This window comes from Pseudomonas sp. CCOS 191, from assembly GCF_001007005.1.
Classification (GTDB): domain Bacteria; phylum Pseudomonadota; class Gammaproteobacteria; order Pseudomonadales; family Pseudomonadaceae; genus Aquipseudomonas; species Aquipseudomonas soli.
On record NZ_LN847264.1, the window covers coordinates 3,049,944 to 3,069,564 of the forward strand.

The 19,621-nt window shown below is 63.8% G+C and carries 20 protein-coding genes and 1 pseudogene; 15 read left to right on the forward strand and 6 right to left on the reverse strand.

Annotated features, from left to right (window positions below; translation table 11 throughout):
- Positions 1–209: 209 nt before the first annotated feature.
- The 9 genes and pseudogenes from paaA to paaZ all read left to right on the forward strand — a co-directional run bounded on the left by paaA (position 210) and on the right by paaZ (position 9,235).
- Positions 210–1,199 (forward strand): 1,2-phenylacetyl-CoA epoxidase subunit PaaA, encoded by a 990-nt coding sequence (paaA, locus tag CCOS191_RS13465; RefSeq protein WP_046855638.1) that lies wholly within the window; start codon positions 210–212, stop codon positions 1,197–1,199.
- Positions 1,200–1,225: 26 nt separating this feature from the next.
- A complete protein-coding gene (gene paaB / locus CCOS191_RS13470; protein WP_046855639.1) occupies positions 1,226–1,507 on the forward strand; it encodes a 1,2-phenylacetyl-CoA epoxidase subunit PaaB in 282 nt (93 codons plus the stop codon).
- 8 nt (positions 1,508–1,515) lie between these two features.
- Positions 1,516–2,274, forward strand: coding sequence for a 1,2-phenylacetyl-CoA epoxidase subunit PaaC (paaC, locus tag CCOS191_RS13475; RefSeq protein ID WP_046855640.1), 759 nt, complete (start codon positions 1,516–1,518; stop codon positions 2,272–2,274).
- A complete protein-coding gene (gene paaD, locus CCOS191_RS13480) occupies positions 2,261–2,785 on the forward strand; it encodes a 1,2-phenylacetyl-CoA epoxidase subunit PaaD (RefSeq protein ID WP_038706123.1) in 525 nt (174 codons plus the stop codon). Before paaC ends, paaD begins: the two co-directional genes overlap by 14 nt.
- Positions 2,786–2,800: 15 nt before the next feature.
- Positions 2,801–3,877, forward strand: coding sequence for a 1,2-phenylacetyl-CoA epoxidase subunit PaaE (gene paaE / locus CCOS191_RS13485; RefSeq protein WP_046855641.1), 1,077 nt, complete (start codon positions 2,801–2,803; stop codon positions 3,875–3,877).
- 142 nt (positions 3,878–4,019) lie between these two features.
- Positions 4,020–4,328, forward strand: coding sequence for a DUF485 domain-containing protein (locus tag CCOS191_RS13490; RefSeq protein ID WP_023631978.1), 309 nt, complete (start codon positions 4,020–4,022; stop codon positions 4,326–4,328).
- Positions 4,319–5,887, forward strand: a pseudogene (locus CCOS191_RS13495) (cation acetate symporter); the annotation flags it as partial. The gene CCOS191_RS13490 and the pseudogene CCOS191_RS13495, both read left to right, overlap by 10 nt.
- Positions 5,888–5,922: 35 nt before the next feature.
- Complete coding sequence (locus CCOS191_RS13500; protein ID WP_046855643.1) at positions 5,923–7,155, forward strand: OprD family porin; 1,233 nt, start codon at positions 5,923–5,925, stop codon at positions 7,153–7,155.
- Positions 7,156–7,180: 25 nt separating this feature from the next.
- Positions 7,181–9,235: a phenylacetic acid degradation bifunctional protein PaaZ gene (gene paaZ, locus CCOS191_RS13505; RefSeq protein WP_046855644.1), complete on the forward strand. Its 2,055-nt coding sequence runs from the start codon at positions 7,181–7,183 to the stop codon at positions 9,233–9,235.
- A 100-nt stretch (positions 9,236–9,335) separates the two neighbouring features.
- Here the strand turns inward: paaZ and CCOS191_RS13510 are convergent, their stop codons facing one another.
- Positions 9,336–11,072 (reverse strand): hypothetical protein, encoded by a 1,737-nt coding sequence (locus tag CCOS191_RS13510; protein WP_156177582.1) that lies wholly within the window; start codon positions 11,070–11,072, stop codon positions 9,336–9,338.
- A 298-nt stretch (positions 11,073–11,370) separates the two neighbouring features.
- On the opposite strand from CCOS191_RS13510, the gene CCOS191_RS13515 reads away from it, so the two are divergent.
- On the forward strand, positions 11,371–11,682 hold the full coding sequence (locus CCOS191_RS13515; RefSeq protein WP_046855646.1) for a hypothetical protein: 312 nt from the start codon (positions 11,371–11,373) through the stop codon (positions 11,680–11,682).
- Between the two features lie 17 nt (positions 11,683–11,699).
- On the opposite strand, the gene CCOS191_RS13520 is transcribed toward CCOS191_RS13515, so the two are convergent.
- On the reverse strand, positions 11,700–13,319 hold the full coding sequence (locus CCOS191_RS13520; protein ID WP_046855647.1) for an ATP-binding response regulator: 1,620 nt from the start codon (positions 13,317–13,319) through the stop codon (positions 11,700–11,702).
- Positions 13,320–13,425: 106 nt separating this feature from the next.
- On the opposite strand from CCOS191_RS13520, the gene CCOS191_RS13525 reads away from it, so the two are divergent.
- On the forward strand, positions 13,426–14,040 hold the full coding sequence (locus tag CCOS191_RS13525; RefSeq protein WP_046855648.1) for a LuxR C-terminal-related transcriptional regulator: 615 nt from the start codon (positions 13,426–13,428) through the stop codon (positions 14,038–14,040).
- 146 nt (positions 14,041–14,186) lie between these two features.
- Positions 14,187–14,354 (forward strand): hypothetical protein, encoded by a 168-nt coding sequence (locus CCOS191_RS27955; RefSeq protein WP_156177584.1) that lies wholly within the window; start codon positions 14,187–14,189, stop codon positions 14,352–14,354.
- 240 nt (positions 14,355–14,594) lie between these two features.
- On the opposite strand, the gene CCOS191_RS13530 is transcribed toward CCOS191_RS27955, so the two are convergent.
- The 4 genes from CCOS191_RS13530 to CCOS191_RS13545 all read right to left on the reverse strand — a co-directional run bounded on the left by CCOS191_RS13530 (position 14,595) and on the right by CCOS191_RS13545 (position 16,261).
- Entirely contained in the window at positions 14,595–14,816 is a 222-nt protein-coding gene (locus CCOS191_RS13530; protein WP_046855649.1) for a DUF6555 family protein, read from the reverse strand.
- Between the two features lie 104 nt (positions 14,817–14,920).
- Positions 14,921–15,130 carry a general stress protein gene (locus CCOS191_RS13535; protein WP_046855650.1) on the reverse strand — a complete coding sequence of 70 codons (210 nt, stop codon included), beginning with the start codon at positions 15,128–15,130 and terminating at the stop codon, positions 14,921–14,923.
- Between the two features lie 169 nt (positions 15,131–15,299).
- Positions 15,300–15,851, reverse strand: a complete 552-nt coding sequence (locus CCOS191_RS13540; RefSeq protein ID WP_046855651.1) for an ATP-dependent Clp protease proteolytic subunit — start codon at positions 15,849–15,851, stop codon at positions 15,300–15,302.
- 14 nt (positions 15,852–15,865) lie between these two features.
- Complete coding sequence (locus CCOS191_RS13545) at positions 15,866–16,261, reverse strand: low affinity iron permease family protein (RefSeq protein ID WP_046855652.1); 396 nt, start codon at positions 16,259–16,261, stop codon at positions 15,866–15,868.
- 406 nt (positions 16,262–16,667) lie between these two features.
- Between CCOS191_RS13545 and CCOS191_RS13550 the strand changes: the two genes are divergently transcribed.
- The 3 genes from CCOS191_RS13550 to CCOS191_RS13560 are packed head-to-tail and all read left to right on the forward strand — an operon-like array spanning position 16,668 to position 19,599.
- Positions 16,668–17,441, forward strand: coding sequence for an endonuclease/exonuclease/phosphatase family protein (locus CCOS191_RS13550; protein WP_046855653.1), 774 nt, complete (start codon positions 16,668–16,670; stop codon positions 17,439–17,441).
- Positions 17,438–18,640, forward strand: coding sequence for a cardiolipin synthase ClsB (clsB, locus tag CCOS191_RS13555; RefSeq protein ID WP_046855654.1), 1,203 nt, complete (start codon positions 17,438–17,440; stop codon positions 18,638–18,640). Before CCOS191_RS13550 ends, clsB begins: the two co-directional genes overlap by 4 nt.
- Entirely contained in the window at positions 18,640–19,599 is a 960-nt protein-coding gene (locus CCOS191_RS13560) for a lysylphosphatidylglycerol synthase domain-containing protein (protein ID WP_046855655.1), read from the forward strand. Before clsB ends, CCOS191_RS13560 begins: the two co-directional genes overlap by 1 nt.
- The last annotated feature ends 22 nt before the right edge of the window (positions 19,600–19,621 follow it).

Genomic DNA, 19,621 nt, shown 5'->3' on the forward strand with positions numbered 1-19,621 from the left:
TCGGTACGTTGCAACAAATGTAGGAGCGGATTCATCCGCGATGCGCCGCGCGGGCGGCGCTCGATCTCAAACACTCCTCGACTCCCCGTCGAGCACTGAAAAAGCGATACACAAATCTCATTTGATACATCAAATACTGTTTGATGTTGTGTTTTGTATCGCTTATAAATGACCCACGCCCCAAGCAGCCCATCAGCGGGAGCCCGACCATGTACGCACAGCTCGTAGAAACCGGCGTCAAACGCCTGAAGACCCTGGAAGAGATGTCGCCCGAAGAGCGCGCCTTCCAGGAGAAGATCGACGCCGAGATCAAGATCGAAGCCAAGAACTGGATGCCCGAGGCCTACCGCCAGACGCTCATCCGCCAGATTTCCCAGCACGCCCATTCCGAGATCGTCGGCATGCTCCCGGAAGGCAACTGGGTCACTCGCGCCCCCTCGCTCAAGCGCAAGCTGCAGTTGATGGCCAAGATCCAGGACGAGGCCGGCCACGGCCTGTACCTGTACAGCGCCATGGAAACCCTTGGCGCCGACCGCGACGAAGAGATCGCCAAGCTGCACAGCGGCAAGGCCAAGTACTCGAGCATCTTCAACTACCCGACCCTGAGCTGGGCCGACATGGGCGCGGTGGGCTGGCTGGTGGACGGCGCGGCGATCGTCAACCAGGTGGTGCTGCAGCGCACCTCCTACGGCCCCTACTCCCGCGCCATGATCCGCATCTGCAAGGAAGAAAGCTTCCACCAGCGCCAGGGCTACGAACTGCTGCTGACCATGATGCGCCACGGCACCCAGGCGCAGCAGGACATGGTCCAGGACGCCATCGACCGCCTGTGGTGGCCGGCGCTGATGATGTTCGGCCCCAGCGACGAACATTCGCCCAACAGCGCCCAGTCCATGGCCTGGAAGATCAAGCGCCAGAGCAACGATGAACTGCGCCAGCGCTTCATCGACCAGACCGTGCCACAGCTGGAACTGCTCGGCTGCACCGCTCCCGACCCTGAGCTCAGGTGGAACGCCGAACGCGGCCATTACGACTTCGGCCAGATCCAGTGGGAAGAGTTCTACGAGGTGCTCAAGGGCAACGGCCCATGCAACCAGGAGCGCGTCACCACCCGCCGCAAGGCCATCGAAGACGGCGCCTGGGTACGCGAGGCCGCCGTGGCCTATGCGCGCAAGCAACAGAACAAGAACGCCGCCTGAAGCGGCCATCGATGCGGAGATCGAGCATGTCTGACTGGACCCTCTACGAAGTATTCGTGCGCAGCAAGCACGGCCTGAACCACAAGCACGTCGGCAGCGTGCACGCCGCCGACGCCGCCATGGCCATCGAGAACGCCCGCGAGCTGTACACCCGCCGCAGCGAAGGCGTGAGCCTGTGGGTGGTGCCCTCGGCGCTGATCACCGCCTCTTCGCCCGACGAGAAGGACCCACTGTTCGCCCCGGCGGACGACAAGATCTACCGCCATGCCAGCTTCTACGAGCTGCCCGCCGAAGTCGGACACATGTGAGGCCCGCCATGCACAAGCAAGCACTCATCCAATACCTGCTGCTGCTCGGCGACAGCGCCCTGGTCCAGGGCCAGCGCCTGTGCGAGTGGTGCGGCAAGGCGCCGGCGCTGGAAGAAGAACTGGCGCTGATGAACGTCGGCCTCGACTTGGTGGGCCAAGCGCGTAACTGGCTGGACTACGCCGCCGAACTGCTGGACGACGGCCGCGACGCCGATGCCCTGGCGTTCCGCCGCGACGAGCGCGCCTACCGCAACCTGCTGCTGGTCGAGCAACCCAACGGCGACTACGCCGTCACCATGCTCAAGCAGTTCCTCTACGACGCCTGGCACCACGCCACGCTCGAAGGGCTCACGGCCTCCAGCGATGAACGCATCGCCGGCATCGCCGCCAAGGCCCTGAAAGAAGTCACCTACCACCTGCGCCGCTCCGGCGAGTGGGTGCAGCGCCTGGGCGGCGGTACTGAAGAAAGCCGTCGGCGCATGCTCGAAGCCATCCCGACACTGTGGCGCTTCACGGTCGAATTGAGCGTGGCCAACGACGGCGAAGTCCAGCTGGCCAATGCCGGTATCGGCGCCGACCCGGCGCGGATCGGCCAGCACTGGCTGAACACCGTCACGGCCATCTTCGCCTCGGTCGACCTGCCCCTGCCCAAGGCCGCCAGCCACTTCTACCTGGACGGGCGCAAGGGCCTGCACAGCGAACACCTCGGCCTGCTGCTGGCTGAAATGCAGTTTCTGCCGCGAGCCTACCCCGATGCGACCTGGTGAGCTGATCGCCGGCGACCGCGGCGCCAGGGCCTTGCGCGATGGCGACCTGAGCCGGGCCTGGGCGGTGCTGGCCGAGGTGATGGACCCGGAAGTACCGGTAGTCAGCGTGGTCGACTTGGGTGTCGTGCGCGACCTCGACTGGCGCGCCGGCCACCTGCACCTGGTGGTCACCCCGACCTACTCCGGCTGCCCGGCCACCGAGGTGATCGAGAGTGACATTCGCCAGGCCCTGGAACAGGCCGGCTTCGCGGAGCCGGCGCTGGAGCGTCGTCTCACCCCGGCGTGGAGCACCGACTGGATCAGTGCGCAAGGCCGTGAGCGGCTGCGCGCCTACGGCATCGCCCCACCCGAGGGCAGCGCCAACCTGCGCGGTGCGGCACCCAGCGTGTGTTGCCCGCAGTGCGGCAGCGCCGATACCGAACTGCTCAGCCAGTTCGGCTCCACCGCCTGCAAGGCCCTGTACCGCTGCCGCGCCTGCCTGGAACCGTTCGACTATTTCAAATGCCTTTGAGCCGTGGAGAATGCCATGAGCCAGTTTCACAGCCTGACCATCAAGCAAGTGCGCCAGGAGACCCGCGACGCGGTGTCCATCGCCTTCGACGTGCCCGCGCACCTGCGCGATGAGTTCCGTTTCACCCAGGGCCAGTACCTGGTCATGCGCACCCAGCTCGATGACGAGGAAGTGCGCCGCTCCTATTCGATCTGCAGCGCAGTGCAGGATGGCGAGCTGCGCGTGGCGGTCAAGCGCGTGCCCGGCGGTCGTTTCTCGGCCTTCGCCAACGAAGTGCTCAAGGCCGGCCAGCAGCTCGAAGTGATGCCGCCCTCGGGCAACTTCTTCGTGCCGCTGGAGCCGACGCGCCGGGGCAACTACCTGGGCGTGGCCGCCGGCAGCGGCATCACTCCGCTCCTGTCGCTGGTCGCCACCACGCTGGCCACTGAACCAGACAGCTGCTTCACCTTGCTGTACGGCAACCGCGCCAGCAACAGCGCGCTGTTCCGCGACCGCCTCGAGGACCTGAAGAACCAATACCTCGACCGCCTCAACCTGATCTTCGTGTTTAGCCGCGAGCAACAGGACGTCGACCTGTACAACGGCCGCATCGACGCCGACAAGTGCGGCCAGCTGTTCTCCCGCTGGCTCGACGTGACCTCACTCGATGCCGCCTTCATCTGCGGCCCACAGGCCATGACCGAAACCGTGCGCGATAGCCTGCATGCCAACGGCATGGACAAGGCGCGCATCCACTATGAACTGTTCGCCGCCGCCGGCAGCGAAGCCCGCCGCGAGGCGCGGGAAGCGGCCCGCGAGCTGGATTCGGCGGTCAGCCAGGTGACCGTGATCAGCGATGGCCGCGCCCTGGCCTTCGACCTGCCGCGCAACACCCGCAGCGTGCTCGACGCCGGCAATGCCATCGGCGCCGAGCTGCCGTACTCGTGCAAGGCCGGGGTGTGCTCGACCTGCAAGTGCAAGGTGATCGAGGGCGAGGTGGAGATGGACAGCAACCATGCCCTGGAAGACTACGAAGTGGCCGCCGGGTATGTGCTGTCGTGCCAGACCTACCCGCTGAGCGACAAGGTGGTGCTCGACTTCGATCAGCTCTGACACCGAGGCGCCCTCATCGCCGGCAAGCCGGCTCCCACAAAGATCTCTGTGGGAGCTGGCTTGCCAGCGATGAGGCCCTCAGCAACACCGCAACACCCGCGTGACCTGAAAAACAATTACAACAGCCAGAGAGAACGCTCCCATGACACCCGAACACATCGAAACCATCAGCAACCACCCCGCCTTCGTGCAACTGATCAAGCGCAAGCGCCGCCTCAACGGCAGCCTGACCCTGACCATGTTTGTCGCCTATTACGGCTTCGTCCTGCTGGTGGCCTTCGCCCCCGGCGTGCTGGGCCAGTCCCTCAGCGGCGGGGTGACCAGCGTCGGCATGCTGGTGGGCGTGCTGATGGTGCTGCTGTCCTTCGCCCTCACCGGCATCTACATGCACCGCGCCAACCGCGTCATCGACCCGCTCAACGAAGTGGTCAAGCAGGAGTGCGCGCGATGAACTGGACCGCCATCTCGATGTTCCTGGTGTTCGTCTGCTTCACCTTGCTGGTGACCCGCTGGGCCGCCCTGCGCACCCGCTCGGCCAGCGACTTCTACACCGCCGGCGGCGGCCTCACCGGCATGCAGAACGGCCTGGCGATCGCCGGCGACATGATCAGCGCCGCGTCCTTCCTGGGCATCTCGGCAATGATGTTCATGAACGGCTACGACGGCCTGCTGTATGCCCTGGGCGTGCTGGCCGGCTGGCCGATCATCCTGTTCCTGATCGCCGAACGCCTGCGCAACCTGGGCAAGTACACCTTCGCCGACGTCGTCTCCTACCGCCTGGCCCAGGCTCCGGTGCGTCTGACCTCGGCCTTCGGTACCCTGGCCGTGGCGCTGATGTACCTGGTGGCGCAGATGGTCGGTGCCGGCAAGCTGATCGAGTTGCTGTTCGGCATCAACTACCTGTACGCGGTGATGCTGGTGGGTGCGCTGATGGTGCTGTACGTCACCTTCGGTGGCATGCTCGCCACCACCTGGGTGCAGATCATCAAGGCGGTGATGCTGCTCTCCGGCACCACCTTCATGGCATTCATGGTGCTCAGGCATTTCGGCTTCAGCACCGAGGCGATGTTCGCCAGCGCCGTGGCCGTGCACGCCAAGGGCCAGGCGATCATGGCGCCGGGCGCGCTGCTGTCCAACCCGGTGGATGCCATTTCCCTGGGCCTGGGCATGATGTTCGGCACTGCCGGCCTGCCGCATATCCTCATGCGCTTCTTCACCGTCAGCGACGCCAAGGAAGCGCGCAAGAGCGTGTTCTACGCCACCGGTTTCATCGGCTACTTCTATCTGCTGCTGATCGTCATCGGCTTCGGCGCCATCGTCATGGTCGGTACCGAGCCGTCCTATCGCGACGCCACGGGGGCGATCATCGGCGGCGGCAACATGGTCGCGGTGCACCTGGCCCAGGCGGTGGGCGGCAACCTGTTCCTCGGCTTCATCTCGGCGGTGGCCTTCGCCACCATCCTCGCCGTGGTCGCAGGCCTTGCGCTGTCCGGCGCCTCGGCGGTATCCCACGACCTGTACGCCTGCGTGGTGCGCAAGGGCCAGGCCAGCGAGCAGGAAGAAATGCGCGTATCGCGCCTGGCCACCTTGGGGATCGGCCTGTTCGCGGTGCTGCTGGGGCTGCTGTTCGAGTCGCAGAACATCGCCTTCCTCTCCGGCCTGGTACTGGCGGTGGCCGCCTCGGTCAACTTCCCGGTGCTGCTGCTCTCGATGTTCTGGAAAGGCCTGACCACCCGTGGCGCGGTGGGCGGCAGCCTGGCCGGGCTGGTCTCGGCGATCGTGCTGGTGGTGCTGGGCCCGGCGGTGTGGGTCAACGTGCTGCACAACGAACGGGCGCTGTTCCCCTACAGCAACCCGGCGCTGTTCTCCATGTCGCTGGCCTTCTTCGCGGCCTGGGCCTTCTCGGTTACCGACGGCTCGCAGCGGGCGCGCGAAGAGCGTGGGCGCTACCTGGCCCAGTTCATCCGCTCCATGACCGGTATCGGCGCCGCCGGTGCCAGCAAGCACTGACTTCAAGAACAATAACAATGTCGGGTACAACAACAATGAACCGCACGCACCTCAAGTCAGCCGCCTGGCTGGCCACCCTCGCCCTGCCCTTGCCGGCCATGGCGGACTTTATCGCTGACAGTCACGCCCGCCTCGAACTGCGCAACCACTACATCAACCGCGACTTCCGCCAGGGTAACGCCCCGCAGAGCAAGGCCGAGGAATGGGGCCAGGGCTTCACCGCCCGCTTCGAGTCGGGTTTCACCGAGGGGCCGGTTGGCGTCGGGGTGGACGCCATGGGCCAACTGGGCATCAAGCTCGACTCCAGCCGCGACCGACGCAACACCGGCCTGCTGCCCTACGGGCCGAACAGCCTGGAGCCGGTGGACGACTACAGCGAGCTGGGTCTGACCGCCAAGCTGCGGGTCTCCAAGAGCACCCTGCGCCTGGGCACGTTGCAGCCGATCCTGCCGGTGGTGGTGTACAACGACACCCGCCTGCTGGCCTCGACCTTCCAGGGCGGCCTGCTGACCAGCCAGGAGCTGGACGGCCTGACCTTCAACGGCGGGCGCCTGACCAAGGCCAACCTGCGCGACTCGTCCGGGCGCGATGATATCGGCTACGGCGCCGCCAGCAGCGACCACTTCGACTTCGGCGGCGGCAGCTACGCCATCACCCCGCAGGCCAGCGTCAGCTACTACTACGCCAAGCTCGAGGACATCTACCGCCAGCAATACGTCGGTTTTCTGCATACCCAGCCCTTGGCCGAGGGCGTCAGCCTGCGCAGCGACCTGCGCTACTTCGACAGCCGCGGCGACGGCGCCGAGCGCGCGGGCAACATCGACAACCGCAACTTCAACGCCATGTTCACCCTGGGCGTGAAGGCCCACAAGTTCACCGCCACCTGGCAGCAGATGTCCGGCGACAGCGCCTTCCCGTTCCTCAACGGCGGCGATCCGTACACCGTCAACCTGGTCACCTACAACACCTTCACCCGCGCCGGGCTCGACTCCTGGCAGCTGCGCTACGACTACGACTTCGTGGCCATGGGCATCCCCGGGCTGAGCTTCATGACCCGCTACACCGACGGCCGCCACGCCGAAACCGCCACGGTCAGCAATGGCCGCGAGCGCGAACGCGACACTGACATCACCTACGTGATCCAGAGCGGCCCGCTCAAGGACGTCAGCCTGCGCTGGCGCAACGTCACCTTCCGTTCCGGCAATGGCCTGACCAATGCCGTGGACGAAAACCGCCTGATCATCGGCTACACCCTGGCGCTCTGGTAAGCGCGCCCCTTCAAAGGAGAACAGCATGTCCGCCGCCCCTACCCTGCAAAGCTTCATCGCCGGCCGCTGGATCGGCCAGCACGGCGCCCAGGCCCTGCGCAGCGCTCTCGACGGCCACGTCCTGGCCTACAGCCACGAAGAACGCCCGGACTTCGCCGAGGCCGTGGACTTTGCCCGCGCCCAGGGCCTGAAGCAGCTGCTGGCCATGGATTTCCAGCAGCGCGCCGCCCGGCTCAAGGCCCTGGCGCTGTACCTGGCCGAGCGCAAGGAGCAGCTCTACGCCCTGTCCCATCACAGCGGCGCCACCCGCGCCGACAGCTGGATCGACATCGAAGGCGGCAACGCCACGCTGTTCGCCTATTCGAGCATGGGCCGCCGCGAGCTGCCGTCGGGCAATCTGGTGCATGAAGGCCCGGCGATCCCCCTGGGCAAGCAAGGCCATTTCGCCGGCAGCCATATCCTGGTGCCGCGTGCGGGCGTGGCCGTGCATATCAACGCCTTCAACTTCCCGATCTGGGGGATGCTGGAGAAATTCGCCCCGACCTTCCTGGCCGGCATGCCGTGCATCGTCAAGCCTGCCACGTCCACCAGCTACCTGACCGAGGCCGTGGTACGCCTGATGAACGAATCGGGCCTGTTGCCGGCCGGCAGCCTGCAACTGGTGATCGGCAGCACCGGTGACCTGCTCGAGCGCCTGCAGGGGCAGGACGTAGTGACCTTTACCGGCTCCGCCGACACCGCAGCCAAGCTGCGCGTCACCCCGAACCTGATCCGTAACTCGGTGCCGTTCAACGCTGAGGCCGACTCGCTGAACTGCGCCATCCTTGGCCCGGACGTGAGCCCTGACAGCGAGGAGTTCGAGCTGTACATCAAGGAAGTGGCGCGGGAAATGACCACCAAGGCCGGGCAGAAATGCACGGCGATCCGCCGCGCCATCGTCCCGGCCAGGCACATCGACGCGGTAGCCACTCGTCTGCGCGAACGCCTGCGCAAGGTGGTGGTGGGCGATCCTTCGGTGGAAGGCGTGCGCATGGGGGCGCTGGCCTCCCATGACCAGCAGCGTGATGTCACCGAGCGCGTGCGCCAGTTGCTGGCCACCTGCGAGCAGCTGCTGGGCGCCAGTGACGGTTTCACCCCGGTCGGCGATGGCGTGGCCGAGGGCGCGTTCTTTGCCCCGACCCTGCTGCTGGCCCGCGACCCGCATGCCGAGGGCGGTGCCCATGATATCGAGGCGTTCGGCCCGGTCAGCACGCTGATGGCCTACGACGACCTCGACGAGGCCTTGGCCCTGGCCGCCCGCGGCAAGGGCAGCCTGGTGGCGAGCCTGGTCACCGCCGACCGCGCCGTGGCGGCCAAGGCCATCCCGGTGGCGGCGGCCTGGCACGGGCGGTTGCTGGTACTCGACAGCGAGGCGGCCAAGGAGTCCACCGGGCATGGTTCGCCATTGCCGCAGCTCAAGCACGGCGGCCCCGGTCGTGCCGGCGGCGGCGAGGAGCTGGGCGGCCTGCGCGCGGTCAAGCACTACCTGCAGCGCGCCGCCGTGCAAGGTTCGCCGAGCATGCTGATGGCAGTGACCGGCGAGTACGTGCGCGGCGCCGAGGTGATCGAAACCGAAGTACACCCGTTCCGCCGCCATTTCGACGACCTGCGCATCGGCGAGTCGCTGCTGACCCACCGCCGCACGGTAACCGAGGCCGACCTGGTCAACTTCGGCTGCCTGTCGGGCGATCACTTCTACATGCACTTCGACGAGATCGCCGCCAAACAGTCGCAGTTCGGCAAGCGCATCGCCCACGGCTACTTCGTGCTGTCGGCGGCCGCCGGGTTGTTCGTCAGCCCCGGCGAAGGGCCGGTGCTGGCCAACTACGGGCTGGACACGCTGCGCTTCATCACCCCGGTGGGCATCGGCGACACCATCCAGGCGCGCCTGACCTGCAAGCGCAAGATCGACCAGGGCAAGACCAGCCCGCTGGGGCAGGCACAAGGGGTGGTGGCCTGGGATGTAGAGGTGACCAACCAGCTGGGTGAGCTGGTGGCCAGTTATGACATTCTGACCTTGGTGCTCAAGCGAGCGACTTGAAGTCCCTTTCCGGCGTCATTTGACCGCTGCGGCGGGATCATTTTTTGTTCCCGACCGGAGTGGTTTCTTGCAGAGCATTCACCCATTTGTGCAGAACAGACTACTGTTCCAAAAACGTAAGCTGGTCCAAGGGCGTCACCGTAAAACTGTAAAATTCGTCGACACGCAGATTATTGAGAGGACTCTCCGCAGCCAATCGGGTGAACGCCTGCTTCGTTATCAATAATACATGCTCAACACCCTCATGCCTCTCCGCCTGGGATTGCTTATAGCGCCCAAACACCGCAAGCCCCTTTCTTATCCTTCTCGCCTTATTCCTGTCATTCGATTTCAGCCAAGCGTACATCTCATCTGCAGTATAGTTACACAATTCCTTCATCTCTTCCTCACGCCACCCTCCATGCCGAATGATATTTTCAAGAATGTCATCCAAACTCCAGCGCTTGACTTGCGGTACACATCGCATGGTCGCGATAGCCGTGACCAGTCGTTCATTACCTATATCTCTCCAGCCCTCATAACTGCCTCGTTCAAACTCACTGCGATTCTGTTCAATAAATTTCTCCACCCATCCATCAATATCAACCCCCAACACGGTGAGTAAGCGGATCGCCTTCAAAAATTCGCCAAGATTATCATTGATGAGATAGCCACTTTGCATCAAGCCTTGTAGCAAGGAGATGATTTCATCCGCATCGTCGGAGAAGTAATTTTCATACAGTTGCCACACCCTGTCCCAAGCATCCCTATCCGTTTGACTACTGACTACCAACTCAGCACTCTCTTTGATCGATATTATCTCCGACAACTCCGGAGTACCTCTTTCCAAATAACGGACAATCGGTGCTCGAAATTTTGTATCACGTACCCCACTAGTACTCAGGGCACGATACAGTTCTCTACAACTTTCAGAGTTTTTTTCATCCGCTTGATCCAGCTTGATCGCAGTGAGGGGCACCTTCAGAATCCTTCGCTTCAGATCCTTAAGATCTTGGCTGCCCCCCATAGAAAAATAGGCCCACGTTATCAGTGAGGCATGACGACCGAAATCTGTGACAACTTGCTTTTTACAATCAATAAACGCACCTTGATGCGCATCCAGCATACGTTTGATTTTTTTCAGAATCCGAATATTGCTTAGTTCAAAAGCTTCGCAAACAAAACGCACCTCGTCGAAGCAAAAATCCTCACGCTTGAAAACCAGGCCAAGATTATGCTTGATATCTGGCTCATATAAAAATTCGGTATCTATTACCTTTTCCTTGTTCTCTTCGTATTGCCTTGCATCTTTTTCCGAAAGCGCTCCCTCATTAAAAATTACAAGTATTTTGCATGCGCGCTGCTGATTTAATTCATCAATCAGCCCCATCAGTTCCTTGAGCTCTAATTTTTCTCCTTTACGCTCCAGATCATCGAAACATATCAGGTAGTTTTCAATTCGCGAGTGAGAGAGCGCATTCAGGGCTGCGGAGAGCTTGTTTAGCCCGGGAACAGTCTCATGCTGTTCTCCTTTTGCTCGCCATAGTCCCTCAAGATAATTCGCAAGCTTGCGCGAGCGACTGTGCTCCTCATCCTTGCTTAGAACAGTGGCCAGGTCCTGCTCGCCTGACCAGCTTTCAGCACCATGATAGATCTTACTCCTCACTTGCTCGATAGAATTAAGCCCATATAGGGAAACATAGCTATATTTATCAACCTGTCCACCTCCACCTTGCCTTTTCTTCTTTATATAATCATTCCAGTACCAGGTCTTACCTACCCCCCAACTTCCCTTTAACACCACTACATCGGAGTGCCCATTAAGAAAATTATCCAGATAGGAGTCGAGATGATGCATTACCTAACCCTTGTATTTTGTTCAAGATATGCTTTGCATGTGATTTGACTATTATTTCCCAACTCACGCAATCGTCCTCCCCTGCCGCTCTTCACCAAGCACACAAGCCACCAGGACGATTTTGTTGGCTGGCCGAACAAAGGAAGCCTCACATAATAAAGGCAATATGCCATCTCGCACATCCGCCCTACATCTCGCAACGCCACTCCAGCGCTATAGTCGGCCAAGCGTCCCACCGCCAGCCCCCTTCCTGGCGGCGCGGGCGCGGTACCGAGAACAATGCCAAGGAAGCAACGCGATGATCCTCAAGTCCTTCCCCTTCAAGTCCCTCGTCCTGCTCGCCGGCCTTGCCGCCGTGGCCGGCTGCCAGACCGCCAGCCCCAGCGCCGACACCCTCAAGCAACGCACCGAGGTCACCCTGGGCGTGCCCGTGAGCAAGGTCAGCAACCTGCGCAGCGACTCCAACACCACCTACTTCACCGCCAGCACCAGCAAGGGCCAGTACGACTGCCAGGTGCCCAGCGGCGGCCTGGTGGCCGTGGCCGGCATGGGTATCTACACGCCATCCCCCACCTGCTGGAAAGAAGGCCAGGCGCCGGTATTCCAGTGATGGTCGACGGCGCCGGCCTAGACCACCGGCGCCGCCACGCTCTCACGCAAACCCCGCAGCGCCGCACGCAGCTCCGCCGGGCGCACTGGCTTGGCCAGTACCGCGATACCCCGTGCCTGCAGGGCACCCTGCAGCCTGTCGATATCATGGCCCGTCATGATCAGCGCCGGCACTTCGGCGCCGCGTTGCGCGCGCAACTGGTCGATGCAGTCGATGCCGGTGGCCTGTGGGCCCAGGTCGTAGTCGGCAACGATCACATCGCAGTCACTGGCCAGGCCAAAGGGCGAGCTCTCGGCCTGCACCTCGCACCCCCAGCGTTGCAGCAAGGCACTGGTGGCCTGCAGGACGTTGTGGTCATCCTCCACCAGGCACACCCGCAAACCGGTGAGCATGCCTGCCTGCACGGCCTGGTCGGCAACGGCCCGTGGCACTAGTGCCGGCACCTTGGGCAGCCCTTGCAAGGTCAGCGTGGTGCCATGCCCCTGGCGCGAGCGCAGACTGACCGCCAAACCCATCAGTTGCCCCAGTCGCTTGACGATGGCCAGCCCCAGGCCGACGCCCTCGACGTCCTTGTCACGTGCCTCGCGCACCCGGTAGAACTCTTCGAACACGTGACCCTGGTGCTCCTCGGCAATACCCCGGCCCTGGTCGCAGACGACGATGGCCAGCCCCTCGCCGCGTGGCCGCACGCCGATCAGCAACGGGCGCCCGGCGGCGTACTTGAAGCTGTTGGACAGCACGTTCTGCACCATGGTCGCGAGCATCCCCGGGTCGGCACGTGTCCAGTGGCGGCTGGGCACCAGGCGCATCTCGACCCCGGCCCAGCGCGCCGCCTCGCTGTTCTGGCGCAACAACTCGCGCAGGAAACCGTCCACGGCGAAGCTTTCCCACTTCGGCTGCACCCGGCCGTTGTCCAGGGTGTACAGGTCGAGGATCGAGCGGAACAACTGCGAGACGTTGAGCAGGGAGCGGTCGATGCTGTCCACCAGGCGCCGCTCCTCCTCGCCCAGCCGCGCCTCGCGCAGGCAGGCGGTGAACAGGCCGATGGAGTGGATCGGCTGGCGCAGGTCGTGACTGGCCTGGGCCAGGAAGCGCGACTTCTCGCGGGTCGCCGCCTCGGCCAGGGCCGTGGCCTTGCGCGTGCGCTCGAGCAGCAGGTGGGCATAGAACGGAATCAGGGTGCTGGTGGTCAGCAGCATCGGCAGCAGGAACGGCTGTTCCTGCCAATAGGGGGTCAGTTGCCACACCACAACCAGCGCGGCCAGGGCCAGCACGGTGGCGATGGCCAGGTAGCGCGAGCCGAAGCGCATGCCGTTGCCCAGGTTGATCCAGACCATCACCGCATACAGCGGCAGCGCGGTTTCACCGCCGACCACCAGGCCGAAACTGGTGCCGGTGTAATCGCCCAGCATGCCGACGATGCGCCGCGCCGGGTAGTGCCCGGGCCAACGCTTGATCGCCTGGCGCATGCCGATCGACACCACCACGAACCCCGCGTAGTAGAGCAGCACCGGCAGGTAGGTGGCAGGCGAGCGGCCCGGCAGGAAACCCAGCAACGCCACGTAGGTGATCGCACAGGAGGCGACGATGATGCGCAGGTTGGCCTGGTCCAGCTCGTTGTTCTTCTCGAACTTCATGGGTAACGTCCTTGTGCGCCAGTCGGCATTTGCGGCACGCTGCGTGGGAAAAAACCGCAGGTGACTGCTAAATTAGCATGTGTCGGCTGACAGGGAGTTCCACGACGTGAGTTGCCGCATCATCGTGGCGGATGACCATCCGCTGTTCAGGGAGGCCATGGTCAACACCGTGCGGCGCATCCTGCCTGAGGCGTGCCTGGAGGAAGCCGGCAGCCTGGCCGATGTGCTCAGGCTGGCCAGCATGGGCGAGACGCCCGACACCCTGATCCTCGACCTGCGCTTCCCCGGCCTCACCTGCATTGGCCGCCTCGCCGAACTGCGCCGTCAATTGCAGCGCACCACGCTGATCGTCGTGTCGATGGTCGACGACCCGGAGGTGATCTGCGAAGTCATGGCCGCCGGCGTCGATGGTTTCATCGGCAAGAGCGTCAGCACCGAAGCCATCGGCGCGGCCATCCTCGCCATTCGCGACGGCGAAGTGGTGGTCGACTACGCGCCCAGTGGGTTGCTGCCGCAACTGGATGCCCCCAGCGAGCTGGAACAGCTCACCCACCGCCAGCAGGACGTGCTGCGCCTGATCGCCCAGGGCAAGACCAACAAGGAGATCGCCCGGGCACTGGACATCTCGCCATTCACCGTGCGCATCCATGTGTCGTCGCTGCTCAAGACCCTCAATGTGCCGACCCGCACGGCCGCCGCGGTGAAGTATTCCGGAAACTGAGCGACCGCTGGTCGGTGCACCGTGGCATGCAATCGACCCTTCAAGCGCTTTGCAACCTCCCAATCCATGAGGGTGGCGATGTTCACTCCTGTGTTCGGCCTGCCCGACCGTGGGCCGTTTTTTCACTCTGAGGAGAGGATGACGACATGAGCACGAAACACTGGATGGGCGGTGGCGATGTGCAGAGCGACTGGCCGGAACTCGAGCCAGACCGCCGCAACGATCAGGCCGACGACCCGGATGCCGACCCGAACCTGACCGAGGAAGAGAACCGCCCCGGGGTACCGGCCAGCGATCCGGAGTCAGGCGCCTGAGTGTGCACGGAAGTGTGAGAGCAGGTCACGCTCAATTGAGCAATAGGGCCGCTTTGCGACCCATCGCCGGCAAGCCGGCTCCCACAGATACAGCGCAGACCTTATGAATTGCGCGGTCCCTGTGGGAGCCGGCTTGCCGGCGATAGGCTGCGTAGCAGCCTCAGTGACGCTAACTGACTGACATTCGGCCAGGCTCGCTCTTACGCTGAGGTCTATTACCTACCATGCGTCCCCGCCAGTTCACACCCGCCAGCGCACATCGGTTATCCCATGCCGTTCGGCCATGGGCCGGCTGACTTTCTTGATGCGCTCGCGTCCGAACTTCGGAATGATCCCCAAACCCGCGTCGCAACTCGCCCAATGCCAGGCCTCGGCATTGTCCATGTGTTCCTGGCGGATGATGAAACGCCGTGGCTGACCGTGCAGCAGGTATTCGATGGTAAACAGCTGGGGACTTGGCATTGACGCAGGCCCTCCTCTTCTCCATGGATGACTTTCTGACAGATCACGTCGTTCCATGAAAATTCAAAAAATGTCCGACAATCAGGAAGGGAGGGCCCGCAGTATCACGAACCGCTGGCGCTCCCGTGGCTGTTGCGGCCACCCTTGCGGCCGGCCTCGGAGGCGCGGGCGCGGTCATTGGCGAAGTTGCCGCCAGAGTTGCGGCCACCCTTCTGGCCCGCCCGTGAGGCCCTTTCACGGTCGTTGGCGAAGTTGCCGGGGTTGGTTTCCTTGGTGCCGCCGCGTTGTCCGGTCTGATCCTGGTCACGAGCCATGACGTTTCTCCTTTACGCTGGGTTGGACGTGCCGCGCGAAGATGCCGTGCACTTAATTACGAACAGGGGCGCAGGCCAACGGCTCATTTGTTGTACCGGGGTTCTGACCGACGGCACTTATCCGTCTGGCCATCGCCTTGACCGACTACGGGGCCAGCGCCGCCACGCCTCAGGCATGGACGCTCCACTGCACGGCATCGGCCTCGATCGGCAGTTCGTCCACGGCGTGGATCATCCCGCTGTCGAGCGCTTCCTGGGGCCCCAGGATCCGCGGATAGGCCATCAGGTAGCGCGTCACATCAAGTCGCTCGCTAGCACCCTCGGTGCGCTCGGCGACAATCTGCGCATACAGGCGCAGGTCATAGTCCAGGCTCATGGCGTACTCGGCCATCCGTGCATGGTCCACCGAGCCGTGCAGGGTCCAGTGGAATGGGTGGAACAGGAACTTGCTGAAGGCGCAGGCGGTACGGTGGCTGCCGGCCAGGAACAGGATGTTCCCCATCGATTCGACCGTGCCCAGGTTGTGGGTGTGCACCGGCACCGGCAGTGAGCGCAGGAAGTTATACAGGGTGAAACCGTAGCTGCATTCGCCGCCCATGGTGGCGATGTTGATCTGCAGCACCTCGGCGCCCTGCTGCAACGCCTTGGAACAGGTGTTGATAAGGTTGCCGCAAGTCGCGGAATTGATCGGGCCGGTGTAGTGGATGATGTGTCTGGCCATGCCGTCCTCCAGGGTCAGTCAGGGGTGTCCTTGGCCGGTGCATCGTTGCCCGGCGCCGCTTGGTCGTGCTCGCCCAGTTGCTGGTACTGCTTGCGCAGCGCATGCAGTTCGGCCGGCCCCATGTCCTCGAGGTCGAGCAGGGCCTTGTGCGCCCGCTGGGTGGTGCGCAGCAGTTCGTCGATCTTGATGTGCAGTTCGTCGTTGTCGCGGTTCTGGGTGTTCTGGATCAGGAACACCATGAGGAAGGTGATGATGGTGGTCGAGGTGTTGATCACCAGCTGCCAGGTATCGTTGAAATCGAACAGCGGTCCGCTCACGCCCCATACGATGATCAGCAGCAATGCCACGGCGAAAGTCACTGGACGTCCGCTGCGGTTGGCCAGCCATTGGGCGAAACGATCGAATTTCATGGCTAGCGCTCCTTCAGGCCGGCTGCCGGGGTTCTCCCGGGAGGCCCTCGATGTCAGGGTCGTCCGGGAGCACCTCGGGTTCTTCGTCGTCTGCCTCGGTCGGTGCTGGCGGCGCCTGCACGTCCCCCGGTTCTGTCTCGCTGTTCATCGGCGTTGCCTCCATTGGCTGCTTCCCTCTGTGGTGGAGGGCCGCAGGGCAGGCAAAGTTCCGGGTTTTGCGCCACTGGCCACTCGTCATTCCTGCTGAACCCTGACGCCGCGATGCCGGTCGCTAGTCAAGAGTGCACGAACGAAAGGGAGCCCTCGTGAGCGAGATCCGCATTGGTATTTCCGGTTGGCGCCATGACCCATGGCGCAAGGATGATGAGCTGGTGACCGAACCCGGCGTCGAGCCGCAGGAGTCACTATGAATGGCACCCTGCCCGCCCCCGATTGCATCATCGACAAGGTGACCGCCGTGCACCGTCTGACGGTGCTGACCCTCAACGTGCACAAGGGCTTCACCCTGTTCAACCGCCGTTTCATCCTGCCCGAGCTGCGCGAGGCGGTGCGCGCCACCGGCGCCGACCTGGTGTTTCTGCAGGAGGTGCACGGCAGCCATCGGCGCCATGCCGAGCGCCATCCGACCTGGCCGCAGACCCCGCAGTACGAGTTCCTCGCCGACAGCATGTGGCCGCAGTTCGCCTACGGGCGCAATGCGGTCTATCCCCATGGCGACCATGGCAACGCGCTGCTGTCCAAGTTCCCGATCCGCGCCTACGACAACCTCGATGTGTCGATCCATGGCAACGAGGAACGCGGCCTGTTGCACTGCCAGCTCGAAGTGCCCGGCCATGAGCATGTGCATGCGATCTGTGTGCACCTGGGCCTGCGCGAGGAGCACCGCCAGCGTCAGGTCGACCTGTTGCTGGCCTTGCTCGAGCGCCTGCCGCCGGACGAGCCGGTCATCGTCGCCGGTGACTTCAACGACTGGCGCCTGAAGGCCGATGCGCGGCTGTCGGTATCACTGAGCGAAGCCTTCGGCACGCCGGCGCGCAGTTTTCCCGCGCGCCTGCCGCTGCTGCGCCTGGACCGCATCTACCTGCGCAATGCCCAGGCGTGCGAGGCACGGGTGTTGTCCAGGTACCCATGGTCGCACCTCTCCGACCATGCTCCGCTGGTAGCGCAGGTGACGCTATGAAGCAGGCCTGGAGCAACGGCAACCACGTCGAACTGCTGATCAATGGCGAGCAGTACTACCCGCGCGTGTTCGAGGCGATAGCCCAGGCACAACAGGAGATCCTCCTGGAAACCTTCATCATCTACGACGACAAGGTCGGCCAGCCGCTGCGCCTGGCGCTGATCGACGCGGCGCGGCGTGGCGTGCGGGTGGAGGTGGCGGTTGACGGCTACGGCACCGCCGACCTGCCTGACGAGTTCATTGCCTCGATGACCGAGGCCGGGGTGCGCTTTCATGCATTCGACCCGCAACCGCGCCTGGCCGGCATGCGCACCAACCTGTTTCGGCGCCTGCACCGCAAGATCCTGGTGATCGACGGCCAGCGCGCGTTCATTGGCGGTATCAACTACAGTGCCGACCATCTCGGCGACTTCGGCCCGCAGGCCAAGCAGGACTATGCCGTGGAAGTCACAGGCCCGGTGCTGGCCCAGGTGCACGCCTCCAGCTGCCGCATGCTCGCCCCCGTGCTGGGTGACCCAAGCGCGGTGGTGCCGGGCGGTGACGCCGCAGGTTCGGCCAGCGCCGTGCTGGTAGAGCGCGACAACCGCCGCCATCGCACCGATATCGAGGCGTGCTACCTGCAAGTCTTCCGTGAAGCACGACAACGCATCGTCGTCGCCAACGCCTATTTCTTCCCCGGCTACCGCTTGCTGCGCGAGTTGCGCAATGCTGCCCGGCGTGGCGTTGAGGTGACCCTGATCCTCCAGGGGCAACCGGACATGCGTTGGGTACGCGCGTTGTCGCGCCTGCTCTACAACTACCTGTTGCGCGACAATGTGCAGATCCATGAGTACTGCCAGCGCCCGTTGCACGGCAAGGTGGCCTTGGTGGACGACGAGTGGTCCACCGTGGGCTCAAGCAACCTCGACCCGCTGAGCCTGTCGTTCAACCTCGAAGCCAACCTGATGATCCGCGACCGCGCCTTCAACGATGACCTGTACCGCCACCTGAGCGAACTGACCACCGCGCACTGCAAGCGCGTGACCCTGGAACGCATGGTGCGTGGTTACTGGTGGCGCGCGCCGTTGATCTTCCTGGGCTTCCACATCACCCGCTACTTCCCGCGCATCGCCGGCTGGTTCCCCGCGCACCGGCAGCGCCTGCGGTCGCTGCAGGCGGACAACGAAGTGCCGGCGGACTTCAACGGGGGCAAGACCTGATGGCCAAGCCACGCTGGAAGACCTGGGGCATGCGCCTGCTCACCCTGTTGTTTCTGGTGCTGATCCCGGTGCTGCTGTTCACCCTGGCGCGCAATCTGGACTGGAACGAAGTGCGCCAGTCGCTGCTGGCCTACCGGCCCTCGACCTTGGCCCTGGGGCTGTTGCTGGCCCTGTGCAGCTACCTGGTGTTCGCCAGCTACGACCTGCTCGCCCGCGCCTACACAGGGCACCGCTTGCCGGCCCGCCAGGTGCTGCCGGTGGCGTTCGTCTGCTATGCGTTCAACCTCAACTTCACCACCTGGGTTGGCGGCGTGGCCCTGCGCTACCGCCTGTACAGCCGGCTGGGGCTGGACACCGCGACCATCACCCGCATCCTCACCCTGGGGCTGTTGACCAACTGGATGGGCTATCTGCTGCTGGCCGGCACGGTGTTCGCCCTGGGCCTGGTCAAGCTGCCGGCAAGCTGGGCGGTGGGCGCTGGCGGCCTGCGCCTGATCGGCGTGCTGATGGTGGCGGTCGCGGCCGGCTACCTGCTCGCCTGTGCCTTCGCCAAGCGACGCACCTGGCACCTGCGCGGGCATGAAGTGACCCTGCCGAGCCTGCGCCTGGCGCTGTGCCAGGTGGCATTGGGCGCGAGCAACTGGGCCTTGATGGCGGCGCTGATCCACCTGCTGCTGCCGCCGGAGCTGTTCTATCCGTCGGTACTGGGGGTGTTGCTGATCAGCTGCGTGGCGGGGGTGGTGGCGCATATTCCAGCCGGGCTGGGGGTGCTGGAGGCGGTGTTCCTTGCCCTGCTGCACGGGCAACTGGGCCAGGGCACGCTGGTGGCCGCATTGCTGGGGTATCGGACTCTGTACTACCTGATCCCGCTGTTGCTGGCGGTGATCACCTACCTGATTCTGGAAAAGCGCGCCAAGGCCCTGCGCCGACAGACCGGGCCAGCCCTGGACAAGCGCTGAGGGCCGCAGCGGCCCGGGAGGT

What these genes read in the sequence shown, in the direction of transcription:
- paaA (WP_046855638.1), top strand. Translation starts at nt 210, where the DNA reads ATGTACGCACAGCTCGTAGAAACCGGCGTCAAACGCCTGAAGACCCTG.
- CCOS191_RS13520 (WP_046855647.1), bottom strand. Translation starts at nt 13,319, where the DNA reads ATGAAGTTCGAGAAGAACAACGAGCTGGACCAGGCCAACCTGCGCATC.
- clsB (WP_046855654.1), top strand. Translation starts at nt 17,438, where the DNA reads ATGAAGCAGGCCTGGAGCAACGGCAACCACGTCGAACTGCTGATCAAT.
- CCOS191_RS13515 (WP_046855646.1), top strand. Translation starts at nt 11,371, where the DNA reads ATGATCCTCAAGTCCTTCCCCTTCAAGTCCCTCGTCCTGCTCGCCGGC.
- CCOS191_RS13560 (WP_046855655.1), top strand. Translation starts at nt 18,640, where the DNA reads ATGGCCAAGCCACGCTGGAAGACCTGGGGCATGCGCCTGCTCACCCTG.
- paaB (WP_046855639.1), top strand. Translation starts at nt 1,226, where the DNA reads ATGTCTGACTGGACCCTCTACGAAGTATTCGTGCGCAGCAAGCACGGC.
- paaC (WP_046855640.1), top strand. Translation starts at nt 1,516, where the DNA reads ATGCACAAGCAAGCACTCATCCAATACCTGCTGCTGCTCGGCGACAGC.
- CCOS191_RS13545 (WP_046855652.1), bottom strand. Translation starts at nt 16,261, where the DNA reads ATGAAATTCGATCGTTTCGCCCAATGGCTGGCCAACCGCAGCGGACGT.
- CCOS191_RS13510 (WP_156177582.1), bottom strand. Translation starts at nt 11,072, where the DNA reads ATGCATCATCTCGACTCCTATCTGGATAATTTTCTTAATGGGCACTCC.
- paaD (WP_038706123.1), top strand. Translation starts at nt 2,261, where the DNA reads ATGCGACCTGGTGAGCTGATCGCCGGCGACCGCGGCGCCAGGGCCTTG.
- CCOS191_RS27955 (WP_156177584.1), top strand. Translation starts at nt 14,187, where the DNA reads ATGAGCACGAAACACTGGATGGGCGGTGGCGATGTGCAGAGCGACTGG.
- CCOS191_RS13550 (WP_046855653.1), top strand. Translation starts at nt 16,668, where the DNA reads ATGAATGGCACCCTGCCCGCCCCCGATTGCATCATCGACAAGGTGACC.
- CCOS191_RS13535 (WP_046855650.1), bottom strand. Translation starts at nt 15,130, where the DNA reads ATGGCTCGTGACCAGGATCAGACCGGACAACGCGGCGGCACCAAGGAA.
- paaE (WP_046855641.1), top strand. Translation starts at nt 2,801, where the DNA reads ATGAGCCAGTTTCACAGCCTGACCATCAAGCAAGTGCGCCAGGAGACC.
- CCOS191_RS13530 (WP_046855649.1), bottom strand. Translation starts at nt 14,816, where the DNA reads ATGCCAAGTCCCCAGCTGTTTACCATCGAATACCTGCTGCACGGTCAG.
- paaZ (WP_046855644.1), top strand. Translation starts at nt 7,181, where the DNA reads ATGTCCGCCGCCCCTACCCTGCAAAGCTTCATCGCCGGCCGCTGGATC.
- CCOS191_RS13500 (WP_046855643.1), top strand. Translation starts at nt 5,923, where the DNA reads ATGAACCGCACGCACCTCAAGTCAGCCGCCTGGCTGGCCACCCTCGCC.
- CCOS191_RS13490 (WP_023631978.1), top strand. Translation starts at nt 4,020, where the DNA reads ATGACACCCGAACACATCGAAACCATCAGCAACCACCCCGCCTTCGTG.
- CCOS191_RS13540 (WP_046855651.1), bottom strand. Translation starts at nt 15,851, where the DNA reads ATGGCCAGACACATCATCCACTACACCGGCCCGATCAATTCCGCGACT.